General features: G+C 56.2%; 21 protein-coding genes and 3 tRNA genes. 9 read left to right on the top strand and 15 right to left on the bottom strand.

What is annotated here, in order from left to right:
* Positions 1-41: 41 nt before the first annotated feature.
* The 5 genes from garR to ACN1CO_RS18735 are packed head-to-tail and all read right to left on the bottom strand — an operon-like array spanning position 42 to position 5808.
* Entirely contained in the window at positions 42-926 is an 885-nt protein-coding gene (gene garR / locus ACN1CO_RS18755) for a 2-hydroxy-3-oxopropionate reductase (protein WP_419140244.1), read from the bottom strand.
* Positions 927-945: 19 nt separating this feature from the next.
* Positions 946-1716, bottom strand: coding sequence for a 2-dehydro-3-deoxyglucarate aldolase (garL, locus tag ACN1CO_RS18750; RefSeq protein ID WP_419140243.1), 771 nt, complete (start codon positions 1714-1716; stop codon positions 946-948).
* Positions 1717-1761: 45 nt separating this feature from the next.
* Positions 1762-3093, bottom strand: coding sequence for a glucarate dehydratase (gene gudD, locus ACN1CO_RS18745; RefSeq protein WP_419140242.1), 1332 nt, complete (start codon positions 3091-3093; stop codon positions 1762-1764).
* A gap of 10 nt (positions 3094-3103) precedes the next feature.
* Positions 3104-4450, bottom strand: coding sequence for an enolase C-terminal domain-like protein (locus ACN1CO_RS18740; RefSeq protein WP_419140241.1), 1347 nt, complete (start codon positions 4448-4450; stop codon positions 3104-3106).
* Positions 4447-5808 (bottom strand): MFS transporter, encoded by a 1362-nt coding sequence (locus tag ACN1CO_RS18735; RefSeq protein WP_419140240.1) that lies wholly within the window; start codon positions 5806-5808, stop codon positions 4447-4449. The genes ACN1CO_RS18740 and ACN1CO_RS18735 overlap by 4 nt, the downstream gene beginning before the upstream one ends.
* Before the next feature lie 573 nt (positions 5809-6381).
* On the opposite strand from ACN1CO_RS18735, the gene garD reads away from it, so the two are divergent.
* Positions 6382-7941, top strand: a complete 1560-nt coding sequence (gene garD, locus ACN1CO_RS18730; protein ID WP_419140239.1) for a galactarate dehydratase — start codon at positions 6382-6384, stop codon at positions 7939-7941.
* 58 nt (positions 7942-7999) lie between these two features.
* Here the strand turns inward: garD and ACN1CO_RS18725 are convergent, their stop codons facing one another.
* The 4 genes from ACN1CO_RS18725 to syd all read right to left on the bottom strand — a co-directional run bounded on the left by ACN1CO_RS18725 (position 8000) and on the right by syd (position 10703).
* Entirely contained in the window at positions 8000-8446 is a 447-nt protein-coding gene (locus ACN1CO_RS18725) for a flavodoxin (RefSeq protein ID WP_419140238.1), read from the bottom strand.
* A 12-nt stretch (positions 8447-8458) separates the two neighbouring features.
* The gene (gene truC / locus ACN1CO_RS18720) at positions 8459-9238 is read right to left on the bottom strand and encodes a tRNA pseudouridine(65) synthase TruC (protein WP_419140237.1); all 780 of its coding nucleotides are present in this window, start codon (positions 9236-9238) and stop codon (positions 8459-8461) included.
* Positions 9238-9567 carry a YqcC family protein gene (locus tag ACN1CO_RS18715; RefSeq protein WP_419140236.1) on the bottom strand — a complete coding sequence of 110 codons (330 nt, stop codon included), beginning with the start codon at positions 9565-9567 and terminating at the stop codon, positions 9238-9240. The genes truC and ACN1CO_RS18715 overlap by 1 nt, the downstream gene beginning before the upstream one ends.
* A gap of 587 nt (positions 9568-10154) precedes the next feature.
* Entirely contained in the window at positions 10155-10703 is a 549-nt protein-coding gene (gene syd, locus ACN1CO_RS18710) for a SecY-interacting protein (RefSeq protein ID WP_419140235.1), read from the bottom strand.
* A 62-nt stretch (positions 10704-10765) separates the two neighbouring features.
* On the opposite strand from syd, the gene queF reads away from it, so the two are divergent.
* The 3 genes from queF (at position 10766) to xni (ending at position 13935) form a co-directional block, all read left to right on the top strand.
* Positions 10766-11611 (top strand): NADPH-dependent 7-cyano-7-deazaguanine reductase QueF, encoded by an 846-nt coding sequence (gene queF / locus ACN1CO_RS18705; protein WP_419140234.1) that lies wholly within the window; start codon positions 10766-10768, stop codon positions 11609-11611.
* A 169-nt stretch (positions 11612-11780) separates the two neighbouring features.
* Positions 11781-13145: a nucleotide 5'-monophosphate nucleosidase PpnN gene (ppnN, locus tag ACN1CO_RS18700; protein ID WP_419140233.1), complete on the top strand. Its 1365-nt coding sequence runs from the start codon at positions 11781-11783 to the stop codon at positions 13143-13145.
* 34 nt (positions 13146-13179) lie between these two features.
* Positions 13180-13935, top strand: a complete 756-nt coding sequence (gene xni / locus ACN1CO_RS18695; protein ID WP_419140232.1) for a flap endonuclease Xni — start codon at positions 13180-13182, stop codon at positions 13933-13935.
* A 30-nt stretch (positions 13936-13965) separates the two neighbouring features.
* On the opposite strand, the gene rlmM is transcribed toward xni, so the two are convergent.
* The 4 genes from rlmM to ACN1CO_RS18675 all read right to left on the bottom strand — a co-directional run bounded on the left by rlmM (position 13966) and on the right by ACN1CO_RS18675 (position 16982).
* The gene (rlmM, locus tag ACN1CO_RS18690) at positions 13966-15066 is read right to left on the bottom strand and encodes a 23S rRNA (cytidine(2498)-2'-O)-methyltransferase RlmM (protein ID WP_033783981.1); all 1101 of its coding nucleotides are present in this window, start codon (positions 15064-15066) and stop codon (positions 13966-13968) included.
* Complete coding sequence (locus ACN1CO_RS18685; RefSeq protein WP_013358901.1) at positions 15059-15454, bottom strand: DUF423 domain-containing protein; 396 nt, start codon at positions 15452-15454, stop codon at positions 15059-15061. The genes rlmM and ACN1CO_RS18685 overlap by 8 nt, the downstream gene beginning before the upstream one ends.
* 51 nt (positions 15455-15505) lie before the next feature.
* Positions 15506-16423: a transcriptional regulator GcvA gene (locus ACN1CO_RS18680; RefSeq protein ID WP_419140231.1), complete on the bottom strand. Its 918-nt coding sequence runs from the start codon at positions 16421-16423 to the stop codon at positions 15506-15508.
* 334 nt (positions 16424-16757) lie between these two features.
* Positions 16758-16982 carry a YgdI/YgdR family lipoprotein gene (locus ACN1CO_RS18675; RefSeq protein ID WP_419140230.1) on the bottom strand — a complete coding sequence of 75 codons (225 nt, stop codon included), beginning with the start codon at positions 16980-16982 and terminating at the stop codon, positions 16758-16760.
* Positions 16983-17191: 209 nt separating this feature from the next.
* Between ACN1CO_RS18675 and csdA the strand changes: the two genes are divergently transcribed.
* Together csdA and csdE are read left to right on the top strand one after the other, a co-directional pair.
* Complete coding sequence (gene csdA / locus ACN1CO_RS18670; RefSeq protein ID WP_419140229.1) at positions 17192-18400, top strand: cysteine desulfurase CsdA; 1209 nt, start codon at positions 17192-17194, stop codon at positions 18398-18400.
* Positions 18401-18402: 2 nt separating this feature from the next.
* Entirely contained in the window at positions 18403-18858 is a 456-nt protein-coding gene (csdE, locus tag ACN1CO_RS18665; protein WP_419140228.1) for a cysteine desulfurase sulfur acceptor subunit CsdE, read from the top strand.
* On the opposite strand, the gene tcdA is transcribed toward csdE, so the two are convergent.
* A complete protein-coding gene (gene tcdA, locus ACN1CO_RS18660; protein ID WP_419140227.1) occupies positions 18837-19649 on the bottom strand; it encodes a tRNA cyclic N6-threonylcarbamoyladenosine(37) synthase TcdA in 813 nt (270 codons plus the stop codon). The genes csdE and tcdA overlap by 22 nt on opposite strands.
* A 48-nt stretch (positions 19650-19697) precedes the next feature.
* A complete protein-coding gene (gene mltA / locus ACN1CO_RS18655; protein ID WP_419140226.1) occupies positions 19698-20846 on the bottom strand; it encodes a murein transglycosylase A in 1149 nt (382 codons plus the stop codon).
* Positions 20847-21049: 203 nt separating this feature from the next.
* Here mltA and ACN1CO_RS18650 point away from each other — a divergent pair.
* The 3 genes from ACN1CO_RS18650 to ACN1CO_RS18640 all read left to right on the top strand — a co-directional run bounded on the left by ACN1CO_RS18650 (position 21050) and on the right by ACN1CO_RS18640 (position 21397).
* A tRNA-Met gene (locus tag ACN1CO_RS18650) sits at positions 21050-21126 on the top strand.
* Positions 21127-21189: 63 nt separating this feature from the next.
* A tRNA-Met gene (locus tag ACN1CO_RS18645) sits at positions 21190-21266 on the top strand.
* Between the two features lie 54 nt (positions 21267-21320).
* Positions 21321-21397 (top strand) — tRNA-Met (locus ACN1CO_RS18640).
* Positions 21398-21504 lie beyond the last annotated feature (107 nt).

Here is a 21504-nt window from a genome sequence, read left to right as displayed (position 1 = left end):
GGCTCTGAACCAGTCCGGTTTCGGGAGACCGGCACCGGGTTTTAGCGGGCGATTTCAACCTTCGCTAACTTCTCATAATAGCAGGCCAGCGCGCTGTGGTCGGCGTTACCCTGTCCATCGTTGCGCAGTGCCTGCATCATCTCCATCACCGCCGCCGTCAGCGGCAGATGCGCGCCGATGCTGTGCGAGGTATCCAGCGCATTCGCCAGATCCTTGATATGCAGGTCAATACGGAAGCCCGGCTTGAAGTTGCGATCCATCACCATCGGCGCTTTAGCATCCAGCACCGTGCTGCCAGCCAGGCCGCCACGAATGGCCTGATAAACCAGATCCGGATTCACACCCGCTTTGGTCGCCAGCGATAATGCCTCAGACATCGCCGCAATGTTCAGCGCCACAATCACCTGATTAGCCAGCTTGGTCACGTTACCTGCGCCGATGTCGCCGGTATGCACCACCGAACCCGCCATCGATTTCATAATGTCGTAGCAGGCATCGAACACGGCTTTATCACCGCCGACCATTACGGAGAGCGTGCCTTCAATCGCTTTTGGCTCGCCGCCACTGACCGGCGCATCGAGCATTTTTATCTGCTTTTCTGCCAGCGCATCATGCACTTCACGGCTCGCCAGCGGTGCAATCGAGCTCATGTCGATGACGACCAGACCCGGCTTCGCCCCTTCTATGATGCCGTTTTTCCCCAGGCAGACGTCGATAACCTGCGGCGAGTTCGGCACCATGGTAATCACCACATCGCACTGCTCCGCCACCTCTTTAGGCGTTTTCGCCACGGTCGCGCCCAGTTTAGCCAGTTCCGCTTCGTTTTCGGTGTTGTTGTCGCGTACCACCAGTGAATAACCGGCTTTCACCAGATTTTTACTCATGGGTTTACCCATGATGCCCAGGCCGATGAATCCAATTTTCATTGCGTTTCCCCTTGATTGATTAGCGCTTAAATTTGTCGCATAACGCCTGCGAGGCGTTGCGGAACATCCCGACATCGCTGCCGACGGCCACAAAGGTGGCGCCCCACTCCAGGTAGCGACGCGCGTCCGCTTCCACCGGTGCCAGAATGCCGCTCGGCTTTCCAGCGGCTTTGGCACGTTCAAAAATGTGCTTAATCACTTTCAGCACTTCGGGATGCGCAGGCTGGCCGAGATAGCCTAGTGCAGCGGAAAGATCGCCCGGCCCGACAAAAATTCCGTCGACGCCGTCCACGGCTGCAATCGCGTCAATGTTGTCGACCGCCTGCTGAGTTTCGATCTGCACCAGCACCGTGATGTTGTCATTAATGAGCTGGTTGTAATCCGGCAGCGTGCCGTACATGTTGCTGCGGTGCGACACCGAAACACCGCGAATCCCGGCTGGCGGATAGCGGGTTGAGGCGACCGCCCGCAGGGCTTCCTCTTCAGTCTCGACAAACGGCACCAGGAAGTTGTTAAACCCGATATCCAGCAGACGCTTAATGATCACCGGCTCGTTGCAGGGCGGACGCACCACAGGCGCACTGTGGCTGCCTTTCAGCGCCATCAGTTGCGGCACAAACGTCGTGATATCGTTGGGCGCGTGCTCTCCATCCAGGACCAGCCAGTCAAAACCGGCCAGCCCCAGGATTTCAGTTGAGATCGGACTGGCCAGCGCGCACCAGCTGCCAATCAGGGTGTTGCCCGCTAACAGGCGACGACGAAATCCATTCGGCCAGGCTGCATTACTCATGGTTGAACTCCTGTGACGATGGCTCCGCACGGGGAGCCGAAAAGGTTAACGCACCAGGCACGGACGTTTATTGTCGAAAGTCCATCCCGGCACTAAAAACTGCATCGCTTCGGCATCGTCACGCGCGCCCAGCCCCTGCTTCTGATAGAGCGCATTGGCCTGCATCACCTGATCCATATCCAGCTCTACGCCGAGGCCCGGTTTTTGCGGCACCTGCACCATACCGCCCTTGATCTGGAACGGCTCTTTGGTCAGGCGCTGATTGCCCTCCTGCCAGATCCAGTGGGTATCAATCGCAGTAATCGCGCCCGGCGCGGCAGCGGCAACGTGGGTGAACATCGCCAGCGAAATGTCGAAGTGGTTATTGGAGTGCGAACCCCAGGTCAGACCGAAGTCGTGACACATCTGCGCCACGCGCACCGAACCCTGCATGGTCCAGAAGTGCGGGTCAGCCAGCGGAATGTCTACCGACTGCAGCGACAGGGTATGTCCCATCTGCCGCCAGTCGGTGGCGATCATGTTGGTAGCGGTTGGCATGCCTGTGGCGCGGCGGAACTCGGCCATCACTTCGCGGCCGGAGTAGCCCTGCTCGGCTCCACAGGGATCTTCTGCGTAGGCCAGCACATCTTTGAGCTGTTTGCCGAGCATGATCGCCTCATTGAGCGACCAGGCCCCATTGGGATCGAGGGTGATACGGGCTTCAGGAAAACGTTTTGCCAGCGCGGTAACCGCTTCAGCCTCTTCACCGCCGCGCAGCACGCCGCCTTTTAGTTTGAAGTCGTTGAAGCCATATTTCTCATAGGCCGCTTCCGCCAGACGCACCACCGCATCCGGGGTGAGCGCCTCTTCGTGGCGCAGGCGATACCAGTCGCACGGATCACTTTGCTGGTGCTGATAAGAGAGCGACGTTTTATTGCGGTCGCCGATGTAGAACAGGTAGCCGAGCATCTCAACGCGGTCGCGCTGCTGCCCGTCGCCCAGCAGCGAGGCGACGTTAACGCCCAGGTGCTGGCCCAGCAGATCAAGCAGCGCCGCTTCAATGCCGGTTACCACATGGATCGTGGTGCGCAGATCAAACGTCTGGTTGCCGCGCCCGTTCGCATCGCGGTCAGCAAAGGTGGTGCGCACCAGGCTGAGGGTATTTTTGTACTCACCCAGAGTTTTGCCGATCACCAGCGAGGCGGCATCTTCCAGTGTCTGGCGGATTTTCTCGCCGCCCGGAATTTCGCCGACGCCGGTGTGTCCGGCGTTGTCTTTGATAATCACAATATTGCGGGTAAAGAATGGCGAGTGAGCGCCGCTGAGGTTCAGCAGCATGCTGTCGTAGCCTGCGACCGGGATAACCTGCATGGCGGTCACTTTCGGTGTTGAACTCATCTCCTGCTCCTTATGCTGTTGCCCGGCCAAATGCCGGACGCTTGCGATCAAAAGTCCAGCCGGGGACCAGATACTGCATCGCCGTGGCGTCGTTACGTGCACCGGCGGGCAGTGACTGATAAAGCTGATGGGCTTTGTTGACCTGCTCCCAGTCGAGCTCAACGCCCAGACCAGGCGCATCCGGCACAGCAATTTTCCCGTTACGGATTTGCAGCGGATTTTTAGTCAGGCGCTGATCGCCCTCCTGCCAGATCCAGTGGGTGTCAATCGCGGTAGGATTGCCTGGCGCGGCTGCACCAACATGGGTGAACATCGCCAGTGAAATATCGAAGTGGTTATTGGAGTGGCAGCCCCAGGTGAGGCCCCACTCATCGCACAGCTGCGCGACCCGCACGGCCCCGCTCAGCGTCCAGAAGTGAGGATCCGCCAGCGGAATATCGACCGCGTTGACCATCACCGCGTGGTTCATTTCACGCCAGTTGGTGGCGATCATATTGGTGGCGACCGGCAAGCCGGTGGCGCGCCGGAACTCGGCCATGACTTCACGTCCCGAATAGCCCTGCTCCGCGCCGCACGGATCTTCGGCGTAGCTCAGTACATCCTGCATCCCTTTACACAGCGCTATCGCCTCATCCAGCAGCCAGGCCCCATTGGGATCGACCGTAATGCGGGCGTCGGGAAAGCGCTGCTTGAGCGCTGCGGCCGTAGCGATCTCCTGCTCGCCCGGCAGCACGCCACCTTTAAGCTTGAAATCTTTAAAGCCGTACTTATCCTGTGCCGCCTCAGCCAGCCGCACTACGGCATCGCTGGTCAGCGCTTCCTGATGACGCAGGTGATACCAGTCGTGGCTGGCCTGCTCACCACTCAGATAGGGCAGATCGGTTTTGCGGCGGTCGCCGAGATAGAACAGATAGCCCAGCACCGTAACTTCATCACGCTGCTTGCCCGGCCCCAGCAGTTCAGCCACCGGAACGCCCAGACACTGTCCCAGCAGATCGAGCAGCGCGGCTTCCAGCGCAGCTACCGCATTGACACGCAGTTCAAAGGTCCAGGCACCGTTGCCAAAGGTGCTGAAGTCAGCCGACTGATTGCCCTTGTGCACCTGCTGCACCAGACGGTTCATTCGGGCAATCTGCTGGCCTTTCACCTGCGGAATCGCCTCCACCAGCGTCTGATAGATGGTGTCGCCGCCTGGCGCTTCACCGACGCCGGTGTGACCGGCGCTATCAGTGAGCACCACGATGTTGCGGGTAAAACAGGCGTTGTGCGCACCGCCAATGTTGAGCAGCATGCTGTCGTAACCGGCGACCGGGATAACCTGCATCTCAGTTATCACCGGTGAACTTTGCGTATTCATGATGCGTCCTTACCGGGCCAGGATTTCAGTTCGACACGTTTGATATTTCCGGCAATCACCAGGAAGCTGAAGGCCGCGACAAAGGCATGAATGCCGACATAGATCAGCGCGCCCTCAAAGGATCCGCTGGTCGCAATGATGTAACCGATGGCGATAGGGGTAACGATGCCGGAGATATTACCGAACATGTTGAACAGGCCGCCGCTCAGACCGCTGATCTCCTTTGGCGCGGTATCCGCCATTACCGCCCAGCCCAGCGCACCGATGCCTTTACCAAAGAACGCCAGTGCCATAAAGAACACCACCATCCATTCGGTATCGGTGTAGTTACACATCACCATCGAAATAGAGAGCAGCATGCCGAGCACGATTGGCGTTTTACGCGCGATATTCAGCGAGCCGGTTTTACGCATCAGCCAGTCAGAAATCACCCCGCCCAGTACCCCGCCGAGGAAGCCGCACACCGCCGGAATCGAAGCAATAAAGCCCGCTTTGAGAATCGACATGCCGCGCGCCTGCACCAGATAGACCGGGAACCAGGTAATAAAGAAGTAGGTTAGGGCGTTAACACAATATTGACCCAGGTAGACGCCCAGCATCATGCGTGACGTCAGCAGCTGCTTGATCTGGAACCACTTCTCGCTCCAGCTCACTTTGCGGCTATCCTTTTTGACATCCATGTTGATTAGCGCGCCGCCCTGCTCCATGTACTCCAGTTCAGCCTTGTTCACGCCGGGGTGATCGGTAGGATCGTGGATCACTTTCAGCCAGATAAAGCTGAGGATGATGCCCAGGCCGCCCATGAACCAGAACACGTGCGCCCAGCCCACTTCAGAGACCAGCCAGCCCATGATGGGTGCGAAGATCACGGTGGCGAAGTATTGCGCCGAGTTGAAGATCGCTACCGCCGTGCCGCGCTCCTGCGCAGGGAACCAGGCGGCCACAATGCGGCTGTTGCCCGGGAAGGAAGGCGCTTCCGCCAGACCGACCAGGAAACGCAGAATAAACAGCGACATGATGATGCCGAAACCGCTGAAGATATCGACGAACCCTTGCAGGAAGGTAAACAGCGACCAGGTAAAGATGCTCCAGAAGTAGACGCGTTTTGAGCCGAAGCGATCGAGCAGCCAGCCGCCCGGAATCTGACCAATAACGTACGCCCATGAGAAGGCAGAGAAGATATAGCCCAGTCCGACCGAATCGAGGCCGATATCTTTGGACATCGCCGAACCGGCAATCGAAATGGTTGCGCGGTCACCGTAGTTGAATGAGGTGACGATAAATAACATCACCACAATCCAGTAACGGGCATTGGTGCGTTTCTGCACCGTTTCCGCTGTCTGGCTAAAACTATTCATGATGCACTCCTGAAATATAGCGTGAGCTACATTCGCTCTGACTGCATACACATCGCGTTGGGTATCAGAGAGAAGTTGGGTTAAACACGGCGATCTTGTTGTTTTGGCAAACCTTTATTTATTCATCCGGCTGCAGGCGGAAGCGGCAGTGATGCGCCTCTTCAGCCTTTACGGATGAGTAATACGTCGTGACAGATAACCTGACTTTGGCTAACGGAACTCAGTATAAGAACAGGCTGTGGCGATGACATTGGCGCATCGCCCTGGAATAACCGCGTTGTAGAACTGAATGTCTGGCGGATGCACAAAACCCTGCGGTGTGGCTCACGAAAGTGGCAAAAACCGGGTCGAAATCTGCCATTGATAACGCTTCTGCCCGCTGTTTGTGAGGCTCTTCACTTGCTTTTGGATAATCGACTCAAAACAGTGAGGTGAATGAACTTAATGGTGGTCATTTGCACAATGCGCCCCTTGAGCCGCCTCCCTATACTGAAGCTGGCAAACAAGCGTGTGACAGGTCAGAACATTACAGCGTGCCGCACAAGTACGGTACGACAGACAGGAAGGTGAGCGATGAACCCCAACACAGATGAACAACCGCTCTATATCAAAGTCCATGAGCATGACAATGTAGCGATTGTGGTTAACAGCCTGGGTCTGCCAGCCGGCACGCAGTTTGCGGATGGCCTGACACTCACAGAGCATGTGCCGCAGGGCCACAAAGTGGCGCTGAGCGCGATTAACCAGGGTGCAGAGATCGTGCGTTATGGCGAAGTCATTGGCTATGCATTGCGGGATATTGCCCAGGGTAGCTGGATTGATGAGTCGCTGGTGGCGCTGCCGGCAGCCCCTCCGCTGGAGAGTCTGCCGTTAGCCACGCAGGTTCCGCCTGAATTGCCGCCGCTGGAGGGCTACACCTTTGAGGGTTACCGCAATGCCGATGGCAGTGTGGGTACACGTAACCTCCTCGGCATTACTACCAGCGTCCACTGCGTGGCCGGTGTGGTGGATCATGTCGTGCAGATCATTGAACGGGATTTACTGCCGCGCTATACGAATGTCGACGGCGTGGTCGCCCTGAACCACCTCTATGGCTGCGGCGTGGCGATCAATGCACCGGCTGCTGTCGTGCCGATTCGCACCATTCACAATCTGGCGCTGAATGCCAATTTCGGCGGCGAAGTGATGATCGTCAGTCTGGGCTGTGAAAAGTTACAGCCGGAACGTCTGCTGACCGGCACGCCTGACGTACAGGCGATTTCGCTGGACGATCATGACATCGTGCGTTTGCAGGATGAAAAGCTGGTGGGCTTTGGGGCGATGGTGAATGAGATTCTGCAGGTAGCGGAGCGTCATCTGCAGCGGCTCAATCAGCGCCAGCGCGAAACCTGCTCTGCGGCAGAACTGATTGTCGGTATGCAGTGTGGTGGCAGCGATGCGTTCTCGGGCGTGACGGCGAATCCGGCCGTGGGCTTCGCCTCTGATCTGCTGGTGCGCTGCGGCGCTACCGTGATGTTCTCAGAAGTGACTGAAGTGCGTGATGCGATTCACCTGCTGACGCCGCGGGTGATTAATCAGGAAGTTGGTAAGCGCTTACTGGAGGAGATGGCCTGGTATGACAATTACCTCGACCAGGGCCAGACCGATCGCAGCGCTAACCCGTCGCCGGGCAATAAAAAAGGCGGGCTGGCAAACGTGGTGGAGAAAGCCCTTGGGTCGATCGCCAAATCGGGACGCAGCGCCATTGTCGAAGTGCTCTCACCCGGTCAGCGGCCTACGCGGCGTGGATTGATTTATGCGGCGACGCCCGCCAGCGATTTTGTCTGCGGTACGCAGCAGCTGGCATCGGGTATTACTCTGCAGGTGTTTACCACCGGGCGCGGTACGCCTTATGGTCTGGCCGCGATTCCGGTGATCAAGATGGCGACGCGTAATGCCCTGGCCGAGCGCTGGCACGATCTGATGGACATCAATGCCGGGACGATTGCGACCGGTGAAGAGAGTATTGAACAGGTAGGCTGGAGACTGTTTGAGTTGATTCTGGACATTGCCAGTGGCAGGAAGCAGACCTGGTCCGATCGCTGGGGCATCCGTAATCAGCTGGCGGTGTTTAACCCGGCACCCATCACCTGATATCGCACGCCAGGCTTATCTTTATGCAGCTAAGGCAGAGATAAGCCTGGCATTGCCATCAGAGCTGCGCGCCCCAGGCTTCAACCCACGGAGAGGTAACCGCTTCCGGCTCAGGGTTTTCAGAGGCATCAACCAGTAACACCTCTCCAACCCGCTGCGCGCCCTGCTCCTGCAGCAGCGCATCAAAGGTTTTGCCCGCGCCACAAAAATGGTCATAACTGCTGTCACCCAGCGCAATCACGCCATAGCGCAGCGCAGGCTGATGGCCAAGCTTATCTTTAATCGCATGGAACAGGCCTGAAATCGTGTCGGGGAAATCGCCCTGTCCGGTAGTTGAGGTGACAACTAACGCCACATCGCTGGCATAGTTCTGCCAGTCTGCCAGCGTCGGATCGTCAAACACGGTGACGCTGTGACCCTGCTGCTGCAGTAACGGCTCCGCTTCTTCCGCCACCATCAGCGCGTTGCCGTAAACCGTACCCACAAAAATGCCAATCTTTGCCATCTGCTTTCTCCCTTATTCTGAAACGTTATCCTGTCCTGGCGCTGCGTTAAACTCAACCCGCGGCACCTCAGGAATCTGATCCTGCCAGCCAAACTGATTCATCAGATTCTGCCAGACGCCATCCAGTCCGGCGCGAATCAGCAAAGGTTCACCGGTCACCGGATGGGTCAATGCCAGGCTGCTGGCGTGCAGCATCAGTCGGTTAGCGCCAAAATGTTCGGCGGCCCCCCGGTTCTGACGCAGATCACCGTGCGCCGAATCACCGATAATCGGATGACGCAGGTGTGACATATGGCGACGCAGTTGATGCTTGCGACCGGTTTTAGGGGCCATTTCAACCAGGCTGTATCGCGACGTGGGATAACGACCAATGCCGACCGGCATCTCAACGGTGGCCAGTGACTGATAATCGGTGACGGCGGGCTGGGCGGTACGCGCTTCAGTGGCATGTTTGTCAGCAATTTTATCCAGCTCTTCCACCAGCGGATAGTCGAGCGTCCCGCTGCTCTCCAGCCAGCCGCGTACCACGGCGTGATAGGTTTTCTGCATCTGGTGCTGTTCAAACTGCAGGGAAAGCAGACGTCCGACTTCACTCGAAAGCCCCATCAGCAGCACGCCTGACGTCGGCTTGTCCAGACGGTGCGCGGTAAAGACATGCTGTCCGATTTGGTCACGAACGGTCTGCATCACAAACACCGTTTCATGGCGATCCAGCCAGCTGCGATGCACCAGCCAGCCGCTGGGCTTGTTGACGGCAACCAGCCACTCATCCTGATAAAGTATCTCCAGCATTAGTGGGCAGCATCCTTGATCATCGCATCCAGCTGACGCAGGGTCAGCAGCAGCGGTGCAATACCGGGCTGATCAGGCACCAGCGTCATCTCATAGTAGGGGGCAACGGCAAAGTTTTGCGGTAACGGATGCCGGGCGGCAATCAGGGCATGCATGCGCGGGACTAAGACCCACTGGAGCCACTGCAGCGGCTCCAGCGTATCCAGGCAAAAAGGTTCCTGGCTTTCAAGCGCGCCCCCGGCTGGCGGCGTACTCTGCCAGAGATGGTGCTCACGCATCACCGCTTCCAGTTGCTCCAGCCGTTGCGTAATCAATTGTTCGGGCGTCATGCGCCACCTCCAGCGAGCAGTCAAAAATGGGCGGCAAGCATATCACTTGTTGGCACAGGCACAAAAAAAGGGAGCACTGTATAAACAGTGCTCCCGGTTCGTTTGCAGCCATCCTGCTACGTTTATGCTCCCTGCTCTTCCATGACAACTTGTCCAGTGCGAACTCCTGTCGCGCATCGTCCTGATGTATCCTTAGCGTCCTGGCCCACCACCTCTTCTGAGGGGTTCTCATTCTCCATCCTGGAGGTGTCCCTTACTCAATCCTGAGCGATCCTGTTTCGTCCTGAAACCTTCCGTGTGCCGTAAGCTCCGTTACGTTCCTGCCTCATGGCTTATCATCATCCTGACGATATCTGTTTCCTGAGCGTCCTGCAGTGCGAAACATTTTGACAGAACTCGTTACGCGCACAAGGTACTCACAGCGGAACTTTACGAAATGTGCGGTACAAATTAGGATAAACGCCATTAAGTTGATGATTCACAATATTTTTACATCCTGGCCTTCCGGATGTCTCAACTGTTATATGGCGATCTCTTACAGCAGATGTAAGAGATGTCTCACAAGCCGAGCGGCAAATCACTGCAAATCAGATGATAACCGGTTGTAATGACTTAAGAAATATCTCAAGACTTTCTGCTAAGACGACACGCTGTTTACGGCCAGGCTGCTCCAGAATGACTTCGCCACTAAGATTAGACAGAGAGATGATCTCCTCCTCTGAATCGGTGGTGGCAATAAACAGCGTCGGCGACTGTTTCAGGCGGCGCTGCATCACCAGATGCCCAATCAGATTCTCCTGTAACCGCAGGAAATCTTCTTCACTCCATACCTGCAACAGCGTCAGCTGATTCTCACCAAAACGGGCCTGCATATCCCCGGCAAACTGCGTGGTGTAGAAATCTGTGATCGGCGGCTGGAGCTGGATGTCGATCGCCCGCTCAATCGCATCCAGCGTCGTTGGCAGACTAAACGGCTGCGGCTGCCAGATGACCCGCTGGTCGCGATCCTCCAAAACACAGGGCGACGGGACGCCATAAAGATCGCTGCTGGCCGGCCCATGTCCCGCCTGCTGAAGCCAGTGCTGGCAGTATCGGGTGGTAAAGTCGCGCAACGCGGCGGCAGTTTGCTGCATCATTCATATTCTCACTTCTGATGGGTTACACTTAGCCACTTTGATTAATTTTGGTGGTAACCGCAATGACTACTCACGAACAGGATCAGGCACTCAGTAACCTGACGCTGGGCAAACCCACAGCCTATCACGATCGGTATGACAACAGCTTACTGCAGTCGGTGCCACGCAGCCTGAACCGTGAACCGCTTGGCCTGTTTCCCGACAGCCTGCCTTTTACCGGCAGCGATATCTGGACCCTGTATGAACTCTCGTGGCTCAACAGCAAAGGTCTGCCTCAGGTTGCCGTCGGCGAAGTGGTGCTGGATGCGCAGAGCCGCAATCTTATCGAGTCGAAAAGCTTCAAGCTCTACCTGAACAGCTTCAACCAGACCCGCTTTGCTGACTGGGGCGAGGTCCGGCAGACGCTGGAGCGGGATCTGAGTGCCTGTGCCGAAGGTGAAGCGCGGGTCGCGCTGTTCCGCCTTAATGAGATAGAAGGTCAGCCCATCGGTCATTTTGAGGGGAGCTGCATTGATGAGCAGGATATCGCCATCGAGGATTACCGCTTCAATGCTGATTATCTGGCGGATGCCACCGGCAGCGAAATCGTTGAGGAGACGCTGGTCAGCCACCTGCTCAAGTCAAACTGCCTGATTACCAATCAGCCTGACTGGGGTTCGGTAATGATCCGCTACAAAGGCCCGCGGATTGACCGTGAAGCGCTGCTGCGCTACCTGGTCTCATTCCGCCAGCACAACGAATTTCACGAGCAGTGCGTCGAGCGCATCTTTAATGATGTGATGCGTTTCTGCCATCCGGAAGCGCTGACGGTTTATGCGCGCTATACCCGTCGTGGCGGGCTGGATATCAACCCGTGGCGCACCAATGTGCCCTTCTCACCCGGTTTTTCACGACTGGTTCGTCAGTAGTTTGCGAGACTTCTCGCAGGCTGCGTGCAGGAAGCGCAGTTCCGCTTGAGCTGTGCGGGCCGACAAGGCTACTCTGGTGATGGCGGTAACCTGCGGGTTGCCGACCAGGGATTTTCGTCACTGCCGTTGCAGTGCCAACACGCACCCAGGCGGGTGCAAAGGAGTTCATTTGATTACCCATATCAGCCCACTTGGCTCAATGGATCTGCTCTCGCAGCTGGAAGTGGATATGCTGAAGCGCACAGCCAGCAGTGACCTCTACCAGCTGTTTCGCAATTGCTCTCTGGCCGTACTTAACTCCGGCAGCCAGACTGACAGCAGCCACGAACTGCTTTCCCGCTTTGAGAACTTCGATATCAACGTGCTGCGCCGTGAGCGCGGCGTCAAACTGGAACTGATCAATCCGCCGGAAGAGGCGTTCGTGGATGGCCGCATCATCCGATCACTACAGGCTAACCTGTTTGCGGTGCTGCGTGACATCCTGTTTGTCAGCGGTCAGCTCAACATGCCGGGCCGTTTCACGGCAGCCGAAGAGAACGATTCCGCCACGATCACCAACACCGTGTTTTCCATTCTGCGTAATGCGCGGGCACTGCACATCGGCGAGTATCCCAACACCGTAGTGTGCTGGGGCGGTCACTCTATCAATGCCGTTGAGTACCAGTATTGCCGCAACGTCGGAACACAGCTTGGGCTGCGTGAACTGAACATCTGTACCGGCTGCGGGCCGGGCGTAATGGAAGCGCCGATGAAAGGGGCCGCCGTTGGCCATGCTCAGCAGCGCTATCGTGACAGCCGCTTTATCGGCCTGACCGAACCCTCAATCATCGCGGCTGAACCGCCGAATCCGCTGGTGAATGAGCTGATCATCATGCCGGACATTGAAAAACGTCTGGAAGCGTTTGTGCGTATCGCCCACGGCATCATCATTTTCCCTGGCGGTGTCGGCACAGCAGAAGAGCTGCTCTATCTGCTGGGCATCCTGATGAATCCGCACAACAGCGATCAGGTGCTGCCGCTGATTCTGACCGGGCCGAAAGAGAGCGCCGATTACTTCCGCGTGCTGGATGATTTCATTGTTAACACGCTGGGTGAGCAGGCACGTAAGCATTATCAGATCATCATTGATGATGCGGCAGAAGTCGCTCGTCTGATGAAGAAAGCGATGCCGCAGGTGAAAGAGAATCGTCGTGAAACCGGCGATGCTTACAGCTTTAACTGGTCGATTCGCATTGAACCGGATCTGCAGGTGCCGTTCCTGCCAACCCATGAAAATATGGCGAACCTTAATCTCTACACCAACCAGCCTCCTGAGAAGCTGGCTGCTGACCTGCGCCGCGCTTTCTCAGGCATCGTCGCGGGTAACGTTAAAGAGATAGGTATCCGCGAAATCCGTGAGAAGGGCCGCTTTAAACTGCATGGCGACCCCGACATCATGCACCGCATGGATGAACTGCTGCAGGGATTCGTTGCCCAGCAACGCATGAAACTGCCAGGCACCGCCTACATCCCCTGCTACGAAATTATCAAATAAATCAGGAGGCAGCCCCCGGGCTGCCCATACTCTCATGGCTCTTCATCTTGTTATTGTTGACGCGTTGAATCTGATTCGCCGTCTGCATGCGGTACAAGGCTCACCCTGTGTCGAAGGCTGCGTAGCCGCACTGCGCCAGGTACTGGGTCACGCCCATCCGACTCACGCCGTAGCGGTATTTGATGGCGAAGCGCGTCATCAGGGCTGGCGACATCAGCTGCTACCCGATTACAAAAGCGGTCGCCCGCCGATGCCAGACGATTTACAGGCAGAGATGCCGGCGTTACAGGAGGCGTTTCGTGCCGCAGGCGTCAGCTGCTGGATAGCGGGCGAGGATGAGGCGGATGATTTAGCGGCGACCCTGGCGGTGAAAATGGCTCAGGCCGGACATCAGGCCACTATTGTTTCCACTGACAAAGGTTACTGTCAGCTACTGGCACCCGAGATTCGCATCCGTGACTACTTCCAGAAACGCTGGCTCGATCTGCCCTTTATCGAAGCTGAGTTTGGCGTGGCGCCACAGCTTCTGCCCGATTACTGGGGATTGTGCGGCATCAGCAGCAGTAAAATTCCGGGCATCACCGGCATCGGTCCGAAAAGCGCGAAACAGCTGCTGACAGAGTTTCACACGCTTGAAGGGATCTATCAGCAACTGGATAAGGTGCCCGCCAAATGGCAGGAAAAGCTCGCGGAAGGTCAGCAGATGGCTGAGATCAGCCGTCAGGTAGCCACGCTGAAACGGGATCTGGTGTTGCAGGGAAATCTGAATACGCTGCGTTATACCGGCTGAGTGCAGCTGCACTCAGCCGGGTGAGGGTGATTAACGTTCGTCGCGACGGCCACCGGTCGCTGCCCACATACGGCGCACATGAACCGTCACCTCTTCGCGGTCATGATAGAGCTGACGGGCGCGAATCTGCACGTTTATGCCGTTCTCATCAAAGCGCTCCTGCATCATTGCCAGATTCTGCGTCACCTCTTCATAGCGCTTTTTCATCGGCAATTTAAGGTTGAAGATCGCTTCACGGCACCAGCCGTTGACCAGCCAGTCGGTCATCAGGTTAGCCACCCGAACCGGCTTCTCCACCATGTCACACACCAGCCAGCTGATGTTGGTGCGTGGCGGCCGGAATTTAAATCCATCGGCTTTCTCGTGCATCACCTGTCCGGTATCCATCAGGCTCGGGGCCATCGGTCCGTTGTCCACCGCATAAACCATCATGCTGCGCTGGACAAGCTGATAAGTCCAGCCGCCCGGACAGGCTCCGAGATCCACGGCGTACATGCCGCTGGCTAAACGCTCATCCCACTCATCCGCAGGGATAAAGACGTGGAACGCCTCTTCCAGCTTAAGCGTGGAACGACTTGGCGCATCGGAAGGAAATTTAAGGCGTGGAATACCCATGTAAAACGGCGAGCTGTTTTCCCGGATGGAGTAGCCGACATAACAGGTGCCAGGTGCGATGAAAAACACATGCACTACCGGGCGTTTCGGACTTTCATAGTTCAGCAGAATTTTGCTTTCACGCAGTGCTGAACGCAGTGGCACGGTGAACTTGCGGCAGAATTTGGTCAGCTCTTTGGCTTCGTTGGTGTCAGGGACTTCAACACGCAGTTCACCACCCTTTTCCACCACGCCGGTCAGCATGCCGACAATTGGGGTAATGCGATCTTCCTGCGGCAGGTCACGCAGCATTTCACCGACGACCAGCATCTGACGGGCAAAGATCAGCTCGTCAAACGGCAGTTCACGCGCCAGACGCTCAGCATCTTCAAACTGATAGCACTCAAACAGCACGTAGCCGGAGTCATCTTTAACCCGTGGAAAACCGTAGATTTCACGTTCCGCTGCTTTAGCACTGATTTCTGCCGCACACTCTTTTTCAAAACCGGGACGACAATAGAGTAAAACTTTATTCATGGCGTTCTGCCTTTCGTTTAAGACGCAGAGCGCCAATCAACATCAATACCCAACCGGCGAGGAAACAGATCCCGCCCACTGGTGTGATAAAAACCCAAAACTTCAGATGTGACAGCGCCAGACAATATAGGCTGCCACTAAATAACACGGTGCCAAGCGCCATCAGCGCACTGCTCCAGTAAAACCAGATATTGGCGCGGCGTAACATCGCGGCACCCAGTCCCATCACCGCTAAGGTGTGATAAGCCTGATATTCCAGCCCGGTATGAATCCAGGCCATTTCAGCCGCACCAAGCGACTGACTCAAAACGTGGGCACCAAATGCGCCAAAAGCCACCAGCAGAAATCCGCTGATAGCCGCAAAAACAAACATGGCACGACTGGACATTAACCGATCCTCTGGGTGCTTTTTGCATCTGAATGCAAACAAATCAAACTGTTACTGTTGATAGCGGAAGCGGAATTTTTCTTGTTCGGTTGCAGCTTTTTCCAGGATCCACTGTCGGAAGGCGGCTATTTTACCCAGTTCTGCCTGACTGTCATGACAAACCAGATAAAAAGCGTTTTTACTCACTAATACGTCATTAAACGGGCAGATTAACCGTCCGGCTTCGATTTCACTCTGCGCCATCACATTATTCGCCAGCGCCACGCCCTGACCATGAATCGCCGCCTGCAAAACCATGGCGCTGTGGCTGAAGATCGGTCCCTGCTGAACATTGATATGCTGCAGGCCCAGCTGGCGAATATACGATTGCCACTCCCGGCGGGAGGCATCATGCAGCAGGGTAAAGCGCGAGAGATCCATCGGCGTTTTCAGCGGATTCTCTCCGGTCATCAGTGACGGCGAACAGACCGGCAGCAGATATTCGGCATAGAGTTTTTCAACGCGCAGTCCGGGCCAGTTGCCCCGACCGTAAAAAATCGCCACATCAACATCGTCGGCCAGTTTCTCTTCGTCGCGGTCAACCGCCTGAATACGCACGTCGATTCCCGGATAAGCCATATTAAAGCTGGAGAGGCGGGGAACCAGCCACTGAATGGCAAAGCTCGGCAGTAAACTGACCGTCAGCGCACCCTTGGCACTGCGCGCCTGCAGTTTGCGGGTCGCTTCATTGATCGCCTGGAAAATCTCTTTGATGTCGAGATAGTAGCTTTGTCCTTCTTCGGTCAGCAAAAGCGAACGATTCCTCCGGCGAAACAGCTTTAACCCCAGAAAATCTTCCAGAGATTTAATCTGATGGCTTACAGCAGCCTGGGTGACAAACAGCTCTTCAGCGGCTTTGGTAAAGCTTAAATGGCGCGCAGCGGCATCAAAAACACGCAGTGCGTTGAGAGGAGGAAGGCGTTTCGACATGGTTTTCCGTATCCGGATCGGCGAAAAATACGCAGGCTTATACAAAGCGTTTACGTATTAGAATTTTTAATCCGAGGCATTATAATTTGTCCGTTGAGGAACCTCCAGCAAATACCTATAGTTGCCGCACTTCCTGAGCCGGAACGAAAAGTTTTTAGAATTGTGAGTGAGTTCGCAGATTTTCTGAAAGCTTTTGGCTTGTGGTCGTGATGTTGTGTTTGCAATTTTTGATCCGACGATTGCGGATCAAGCGCTTAATTCCTGTAGATTTACCCTGTCTGTCCATAGTGATTTTTAAATAGCACCGCTAATTGCGGTGCTTTTTTTTTGCTTATTACTTGCCAGACTCGACCATTTCTTTGACATCAGAGCGGTTGATTTGCTGCTCGTTGCCATTCGCATCTTTATAGCTGATCATGCCGGTATCGTTATCGACTTTAGGCTTGCCGGCAGCGACAATGGTGCGTCCATCATTGGTATGCATCACGTAATTGCTTGAACAGGCAGTCAGGGTGAAAGCCAGCGTACACATGGCCAGTACTGCGGTAATTTTTTTCATCTGCTATCTCCTTGTAGATTGATTGCATCAAACCACCCGCGTTACGCTAACCCGAGGCAGCCGATAAGTGAGTTCGACTAGTAAACGTCCCGTAGTTATGCGGGTTTGGTTCAAACCTTGCAATATTTAGCATAACGCGCTTTTCCAGCTTTGCCAGACGCAGACCATTCTTTCAGTTTGGTCCTAATTTTTCTTATCATGGACCAGGCATGACCGCATTCAATCCCACCGCATTCCGCCAGCAGTTTCCCGCACTCGCCGACGCCGGCGTTTATCTCGACAGCGCCGCAACCACGCTGAAGCCGCAGGCCGTCATTGACAGCACGCAGCAGTTTTACAGCCTGAGCGCGGGTACAGTTCATCGCAGCCAGTTTGCCGCCGCCCAGGCTTTAACTCATCGCTATGAACAGGCGCGTCATCAGGTTGCCCGCTGGCTTAACGCCGCTGACGATCGTGAGATTGTCTGGACGCGCGGCACCACTGAAGCAATAAACCTGGTGGCGAACAGCTGGCTGCGGCCTCGCCTGCAGCCCGGTGATGAGATTGTGGTCAGCGAGGCTGAACATCACGCCAACCTGGTGCCCTGGCTGATGGCCGCCCAGGCGTGCGGCGCCCGCGTCGTAAAATGGCCGTTGGGGCCAGACCGTCTGCCGGATATCAGCCTGTTACCTGCCCTGCTCAACAGCCGCACCCGCCTGCTGGCTGTCGGCCAGATGTCGAACGTCACCGGCGGGTGTCCCGATCTCGCCAGGGCGATTCCGCTGGCGCACGCCGTGGGCGCGAAAGTGATGGTCGATGGCGCGCAGGGCGTGGTGCACTGCCCGCCAGACGTACGGGCGCTGGATATCGACTTTTACGCTTTTTCCGGCCATAAGATTTACGGCCCGATGGGCATTGGCGCGTTATATGGCAAAGCGGAACTGCTGGAGGCGATGGAGCCCTGGCAGGGCGGCGGTAAGATGATTACGGATGTCGATTTCAATGGTTTCACGCCGCAGCCGGTGCCGTGGCGTTTTGAGGCCGGTACCCCGAATGTGGCGGGCGTGGTGGGTCTGAGTGCCGCACTGAGCTGGCTGGCGCAGTACGATCTGCCCGAAGCCGAGTGCTGGAGTCAGCAGCTTGCCTCGCTGGCGGAAGAGCAGCTGGCAGAACTGCCCGGCTTTCGCAGCTTCCGCTGTGGCAACGCCAGCCTGCTGGCTTTTGAAATTGCTGACCTGCATCACAGCGATCTGGTGACGCTGCTGGCTGAGCAGGGAATCGCCCTGCGCGCTGGCCAGCACTGTGCGCAGCCGTTGCTGACGGCACTGGGCGTCAGCGGCACGCTGCGGGCCTCTTTTGCACCCTATAATAATCTGCAGGATGTTGATACGCTGGTGCGCGCCATGAAAAGCGCCATCTCGCTGTTATCGGAGTTTTGATTATGCGTTCATCGCTGTTAGCGCCACACCCGTTTGGCGAACAGATTACCGTTGCCAGCCTGAAAGAGAGTTTCGGCCGCTTTCATCAGTGGGAGGATCGTTATCGCCAGCTGATCCAGCTGAGCCGCCAGTTGCCTGCCTTGCCGGAGGAACTGAAAACAGCGGAAATTGAACTGAGCGGGTGTGAAAACCGGGTCTGGCTGGGCAGCCAGTTAACTGAAGATGGCTCACTGCACTTCTATGGTGACAGTGAAGGACGGATTGTGCGCGGCCTGCTGGCCGTGCTGCTGACCGCCGTTGAGGGCCAGACGCCGCAGCAATTGCTGGCCACCGATCCCTTAACCCTGTTTGATGAACTCGGCCTGCGCGCCCAGCTCAGCGCCTCCCGCAGCAGCGGCCTGCAGGCACTGGCCACCGCAGTTGAACACGCGGCTCGTCAGGCACTGACGGCGTCCTGACGCGCCGCGCGCGCCAGAAACTTCTTCAGCGCATGCGAAACGGCAACAAAGCCGAAGGTCGCGGTAACCATGGTTGCCGCGCCAAAGCCAGATGTGCAATCCATTCTCTTCGGACCCTCTGCCGTGCTGCGTGAAGCACAGACACTGCCATCTGCCTGCGGATAGACCAGCGCTTCGGTGGAAAAAACGCAGTCGATGCCGAGTTTGCCTTTGCTGTTTTTCACCACGCCCAGACTTTTCAGCCGTTCGCGCAGCTTCGCCGCCAGCGGATCCTGAATGGTTTTTGCCAGATCGGTGACCTGGATCTGGGTTGGATCAATCTGCCCGCCCGCGCCACCGGTGGTGATCAGCGGGATCTTATTCCGGCGACACCAGGCGATCAGCGCCGCTTTAGGCCGCACGCTGTCGATAGCATCGATCACGTAGTCAAAACCGGCAGCCATCAGTTCGGCGGTGTTTTCAGGCGTAATAAAGTCATCAATGCAGATCACTTCGCAGTCGGGATTAATCGCACGCAGCCGATCCGCCATCACGTCCGTTTTGGCTTTGCCAACGTTGCCCTGCAGCGCATGAAGCTGTCGGTTGGTGTTAGTAATACAGACATCATCCATATCTATCAGGGTGATTTTACCAATCCCGGTGCGCACAAGTGCTTCCGCCGCCCAGGATCCGACGCCGCCAATACCAATGACGCAGAAGTGTGCGTCAGCAAAACGTTGCAGCGCATCCTGGCCATAGAGACGCGCCGTGCCGCCAAAGCGCTGATGCCAGGCGTCATTTAACACTTTCATAGTTGAACCTGTTACGTCGTGCGGGCCCGGGGACCCGCAGAGAAGAATTTAATTAGAGCCGAGAAGCAGTGAACCATTATTACCGTTTTGCGGGCTGGAGAACAGCGGCTGTCCGGCCCCCGGTGCGGCTTTGATCACCCAGACGCGTCCGTAGTGATTATAGAAGCCCGCCAGATGTGCGGCGTCAGGGCCGATACCCTGATAGATATCAAAGTGCTGCCCTTTAATTGCGCCGCCCACGTCGAGCGCCACCATCAGGCGCATCTCATATTTGCCGTTGAATTTGCCCTTCTCATTCAACTGCGGCACTTCTGCCAGCAGTACGGTGCCCGCCGGAATAATTGAGCGGTCAGAAGCAACGGAAGCTTTCGCTACCAGCGGAACGGCGCTGGCACCGCGTACTGGCGTAAACGGCTCAGCTTTAAAGAAAACGAATGATGGGTTGGTTTCCAGCAGCGAACGCACTTCCTGCGGTGAGTGCTCCTGCGCCCACTGGCGAATCGCCTGCATCGACATATCTTCGCGCTTCACTTCGCCGCGATCGATCAGCTCTTTACCAATACTGTGATAACCCCAGCCATTTTTACCGGCGTAACCAAAGAAGGTCATCGGGCGGCCATCGCCAAAGTCGACATAACCACTGCCCTGCACATCCATCATGAAGTTATCAATCAGCGAGTTGCTGTAGGCAATGACGTAGCGGTCATCCAGTCCGCCACTATAGATAGAGGCGCGGCTTGGTAATTTTTCACCGCGTTTGCGCGGCGGCATGCGGTAGATCGGATACTGGAACTCACCCTGACGGGTGTAACGCGCTTCGATGACCGGCGTGTAGTAACCCGTGAACTGCACGTTACCGTAGTTATCCGTGCCCTCCATCTGCCAGGCGTTCAGGCCATACTGACGAAGCTGCCGGGTATCGGCTCCCGCCATCAGCCAGCTTTCAATTGCACTGTAGGTGCCGTTCTGACGACTATAAAGGGCGGATGAGGCGGACTGAATCTGGCGAACCTGATCGCCAAAGTCTTTGCCATTAACCGGCGCGCCTTTCGCGTTGGGCTGATTTACCAGCGCCAGCGGCTGTTCCAGTTTTCCATCTTTATATTGCTGACCGCGATCGGTCGGTTTAGAGCTACAGGCCGCCAGCAGCGTGATTAACGCGCCAGTAAGTGCATACTTCACCCAATGTGATTTCATTATCTTCTCTTTTTATAACTGTTCGCCCCGCGACGATAGCAAAGCCCCCGACAGAATGAAATGCATCCGCTTTGACCTGGCGCATATCAGTTCAATAATTAACCAGATGGTTGAATCCTTCAGCAACTGGCTGTTAATTTGGCGTTTATCTTTAAAAAGGGGTTGCATGAATTAGCGCGGAGAGTATAGTGCGCTTCCACGGACGCGGGGTGGAGCAGCCTGGTAGCTCGTCGGGCTCATAACCCGAAGGTCGTCGGTTCAAATCCGGCCCCCGCAACCAATACTTCTGCAGCAGTTTTACAGAAGTCGCAATGTGAGAAGTAAAAGTAAGAAGCAATACGGACGCGGGGTGGAGCAGCCTGGTAGCTCGTCGGGCTCATAACCCGAAGGTCGTCGGTTCAAATCCGGCCCCCGCAACCAATACTTCTGCAGTAGTTTTACAGAAGTCACAATGTGAAAAAAGTATGATACGGACGCGGGGTGGAGCAGCCTGGTAGCTCGTCGGGCTCATAACCCGAAGGTCGTCGGTTCAAATCCGGCCCCCGCAACCAATCATTTAAACACCTGAAAGGGTGTTTTTTTGTTTCTGACGTTCCCAAAACACCTCTTTAGCCCCTCTCTGCCCTTAAAAGCGTGCGGATAGCCGGGCTACCCGCAC

Source organism: Pantoea sp. R13S299 (assembly GCF_048515925.1).
Taxonomy (GTDB): Bacteria; Pseudomonadota; Gammaproteobacteria; order Enterobacterales; family Enterobacteriaceae; genus Pantoea.
Note: the sequence above shows the minus strand (reverse complement) of the source record. Positions and strands in the feature narration are given on the sequence as shown.